General features: G+C 66.9%; 2 protein-coding genes. Both read right to left on the bottom strand.

Annotation, left to right across the window (positions count from 1 at the left end; all coding sequences use genetic code 11):
- Positions 1–200: 200 nt before the first annotated feature.
- Positions 201–1,076: a 1-acyl-sn-glycerol-3-phosphate acyltransferase gene (locus ENN83_RS03260; RefSeq protein ID WP_287184066.1), complete on the bottom strand. Its 876-nt coding sequence runs from the start codon at positions 1,074–1,076 to the stop codon at positions 201–203.
- A 91-nt stretch (positions 1,077–1,167) separates the two neighbouring features.
- A complete protein-coding gene (pepN, locus tag ENN83_RS03255) occupies positions 1,168–3,726 on the bottom strand; it encodes an aminopeptidase N (protein WP_287184062.1) in 2,559 nt (852 codons plus the stop codon).
- Positions 3,727–3,775 lie beyond the last annotated feature (49 nt).

Here is a 3,775-nt window from a genome sequence, read left to right as displayed (position 1 = left end):
CCGCTGTCGCGCGCGCAACCCGCATCCTGCGGCCCGCAGCACTGGCCGACATGCCTTCATCCAGAGCAGCCACAAACCGCTGACGCAAATCAGAAGAATACGGTTTCCCCATCCATGCCGACCCCCTTCACGGCAGCCAGTATGAATCAGAAATCACCCCGGATGTGAATCCCAAAGATTCAACCTGGTCGCGGTCGACTCTAGACCAGCGCTGTCGACTTCGCCCAGCGGGGACGACGGGTGACCTGCAACAGGCTGACACAGGGTGCGTGGCGACCGCCAAGCGCCAGTGTCGCGGCGCGCAACAACTCGATCCCGTCCTCGGACCGCATCGGCAACGCGCCCGGCGAGATCGGCGCGCCGACCGTCATCCGGTAGGGCTGGCGGTCCTTGTTCAGCGTCTCGTGGAACAGCGTGATGTCCCGAAGCGTCGGGTGGATCAGGTCGAACAGGTAGAACAGAACCGAGTTTCGCGCCCGGATGTTGATCGGAATCACCGGCAAGTCGAACTTTCGTGCGATCGTCGCCGCCGACGCCATCCAGGGCCGTTCATGCAGCGAAAGCCCGCGCCGCTTGGCCAGCCGCCCCGAGGGGAAGATAATGCCGATCCGGCCCTTTTCGATCGCCTCGCGCGTATAGGCCATGGTCTCGCGCATCTTGGCATGGCTGCGCTTTTCCTCGCGCCATTCCACAGGCGCGATGATCTCTTCCATCTGCGGCAACACGCGCAGGATGTCGCGATTGGCGTAGAAGAACAGGTCGGGCCGCCGTTCGCGCAACAGGCTCCAGAGCATGATGCCGTCGGCGATACCGGTGGGGTGGTTCGCCACGATCAGCGCCGGACCCGAGGCGGGGATGTTGTCGAGACCGCTGGCGCGCAGGTCACGCGCCAGAAGGCGGGCCATCTCGTCCATGATGACCGGGGCTGGATGGTGTTGCAGAACCTCACCCAGCGCCACCGTGCGCGGGTAGCCCAGAACGTTGTTGAGAACCCGGCGCGCGGGCGCGCTCCACGGGTGGCTGGCAAAGAGCCACGGCGCGCGTTCCTCGATGAGAGGGTCGATTCGGTCCTGCATGATGCTTCTCACCATACCCGCATGACGTTGCAGTGACAGCAGAGCCGATTCGCCCTCATGCGGTCAAAACGATTCGCGCCCCGGTGGCGACTTATGGCCCGGCGGCCAGCAGGCGTCCGACCATCTCGCCCATGTCGCGGCTGAGCTCCTCACGCCCGGCGATCCGTTCCAGCGCGGCGCGCATCTTCCCCTTCCGGGCGGCGTCGTAGCGGGTCCAGGTCTCGAACGCGGTCGACATGCGCGCCGCCGTCTGCGGGTTGACCGCATCCAGCCGGATCAACCAGTCCGCGACCAGGTCGTAGCCCGCCCCGGAGGGGTCGTGGAAGCCCGCCGCATTCATCGTGAACCCGCCGATCACGGCACGGAAGCGATTGGGGTTTTTCCAATTGAAATCGGGGTGCTCCGTCAGTTCATTCGTAAGTGAGACGGCGCGCTCGGGCGCGGCCAGCGAGGCCTGTAGCGCGAACCACTTGTCCATCACCAGCCGGTCATGGCCCCAGCGCCGGGCAAAGCGGGCCAGTTCGTCCTCGCCGGTGCCGATCTCCAGCAGGATCGCAAGCGCGCCCAGTTCGTCGGTCATGTTGTTGGCCTGCGCGAAGTGGCTGCGCGCCTTCGCTCCGCCATCGAGCCGCGCCATGTGCCCCAGCGCCGCGAGGCGCAGTGCCCGCCGCCCCGCATCCGCCGCACCGGGGCTGTAGGGGCCGGGGCAGGTCATCTGGCCGTAGAGTGGCGTCCATAGAGGTTCCAGATGCGCCGCCACCGCCGATTTCAGCCGCTCGCGCGCGGCGTGGATCGTCAGCGGGTCGGGGGTGATCCCCCGTCCGTGCAGGTCCTCGGCCAGCTGGTCCTCGCCCGGCAGGCCCAGCGCCAGCGCGCGGAAGGCCGGGTCCAGCGCCTCGTCCCGCGCCATGGCCGTCAGCGCGTCCAGATAGGCGGGTGCGGGCGCGGCGCCCTCGGTCACCATTGCCAGCAGCACGTCGCGGGCCAGCGCGCGCCCCGCCTCCCACTTGTTGAAGGGGTCGGTGTCGTGCGCCAGCAGGAAGGCGCGTTCCTCGGCCGAAGCCTCGCGGTCAAGGATCACCGGCGCCGAGAAACCGCGCAGGAGCGAGGGGACCGGCCGGGTGGCCAGCCCCTCGAAGGTGAAGCTCTGACGCTCTTCGGTCACCTCCAGCACCGTCGTCGGCACCACCTCGTCGCCATTGGGCGACAGCAGGCCGACGGCCAGCGGGATCACCTGCGGCTGCTTGTCGGGCTGGCCGGGCGTCGGCGGCGTTTTCTGTTCGACGTGAAGACTGTAGGTCCCGTCCTTGAAGTCGTCCGTCACCGTCAGGAGCGGTGTGCCTGCCTGCGCATACCACCGCTTGAACTGGGTCAGATCGCGCCCGGTCGAGTCCTCGAAGACCTTCAGCCAGTCCTCGATCGTGGCGGCCTGCCCGTCATGGCGGTCGAAATAGAGCGCCAGCGCCTTGTCATAGCCCTCAGGCCCGACCAGGCGGCGCAGCATCCCGATCACCTCGGCGCCCTTTTCATAGACCGTCGCGGTGTAGAAGTTGTTGATCTCGGTATAGCTCTCGGGCCTTACGGGATGCGCCAGCGGGCCGCCATCCTCGCGGAACTGGCGCGCGCGCAGCGTGATGACGTCCTCGATCCGCTTGACCGCGTGGGACCGCGCGTCGGCCGCGAACTGCTGGTCGCGGAACACGGTAAGCCCCTCTTTCAGGCAGAGCTGGAACCAGTCGCGGCAGGTGATGCGGTTGCCGGTCCAGTTGTGGAAATATTCGTGCGCGATGATCCGCTCGATGTTCTCGTAGTCGCGGTCGGTCGCGGTCTCGGGGCTGGCGAGAACATAGCGCGAGTTGAAGATGTTGAGGCCCTTGTTCTCCATCGCGCCCATGTTGAAGTCGTCCACCGCGACGATGTTGAACACGTCGAGGTCGTAGGCCCGGCCATAGACCTGCTCGTCCCAGCGCATCGACCGGATCAGGCTGTCCAGCGCATAGTCGGCCTTGCCCCGGTCGGCGGGGCGGACCCAGATGTTCAGGTCCACCTTGCGCCCCTCCCGGGTGGTGAAGGTGCCGGAGGTCGCCACCAGATCGCCCGCGACAAGGGCGAAGAGATAGGCGGGCTTGGGCCAGGGATCGTCCCACTCGGCCCAGCCTGCGCCCCGCGCCACAGGGTTGCCGTTCGACAACAGCACGGGCAGGTCGCTTTCGATCCGCACCCTGAAGGGCGCCATCACGTCGGGCCGGTCGGGATAAAAGGTGATCTTGCGGAAGCCCTCGGCCTCGCATTGCGTACAATACATGCCGTTCGACATGTAAAGCCCTTCCAGAGCGGTATTTTCCTGCGGCGCGATCTCGACTTCGGCCGCCCAGGTGAAGGGCGCGTCGGGCACCTCTGCGGTCAGCCCCTCGGGGGTGATGTCGGGGCTGACGGGCCTGCCGTCGATGGCGGCCGAGATCAGCGTCAGCCCTTCGCCATGCAGGAAGAACCGCCGGTCGGAGGTGGCCGGGTTCGGCCGGAAGGCGATGCGCGAGATCACCCGCGTCGCGGTCGGGTGCAGGCGGAAGGTCAGCTCCACCCGGTCGACCAGCCAGGCGGGGGGCGTGTAGTCGGCGAGATACAGCGCCTGCGGGCTTGCGTCTTTCATCACTCTCTCCACTTCGGCTGTCCAAGACCTATCCTCTGGTGCAGCGGGT

The sequence above is a fragment of the Rhodovulum sp. genome (assembly GCF_011048875.1).
GTDB lineage: Bacteria > Pseudomonadota > Alphaproteobacteria > Rhodobacterales > Rhodobacteraceae > Rhodovulum > Rhodovulum tesquicola.
The sequence above is the reverse complement of the archived record's forward strand: the minus strand, read 5'-3'. Positions and strand labels throughout refer to the sequence as shown.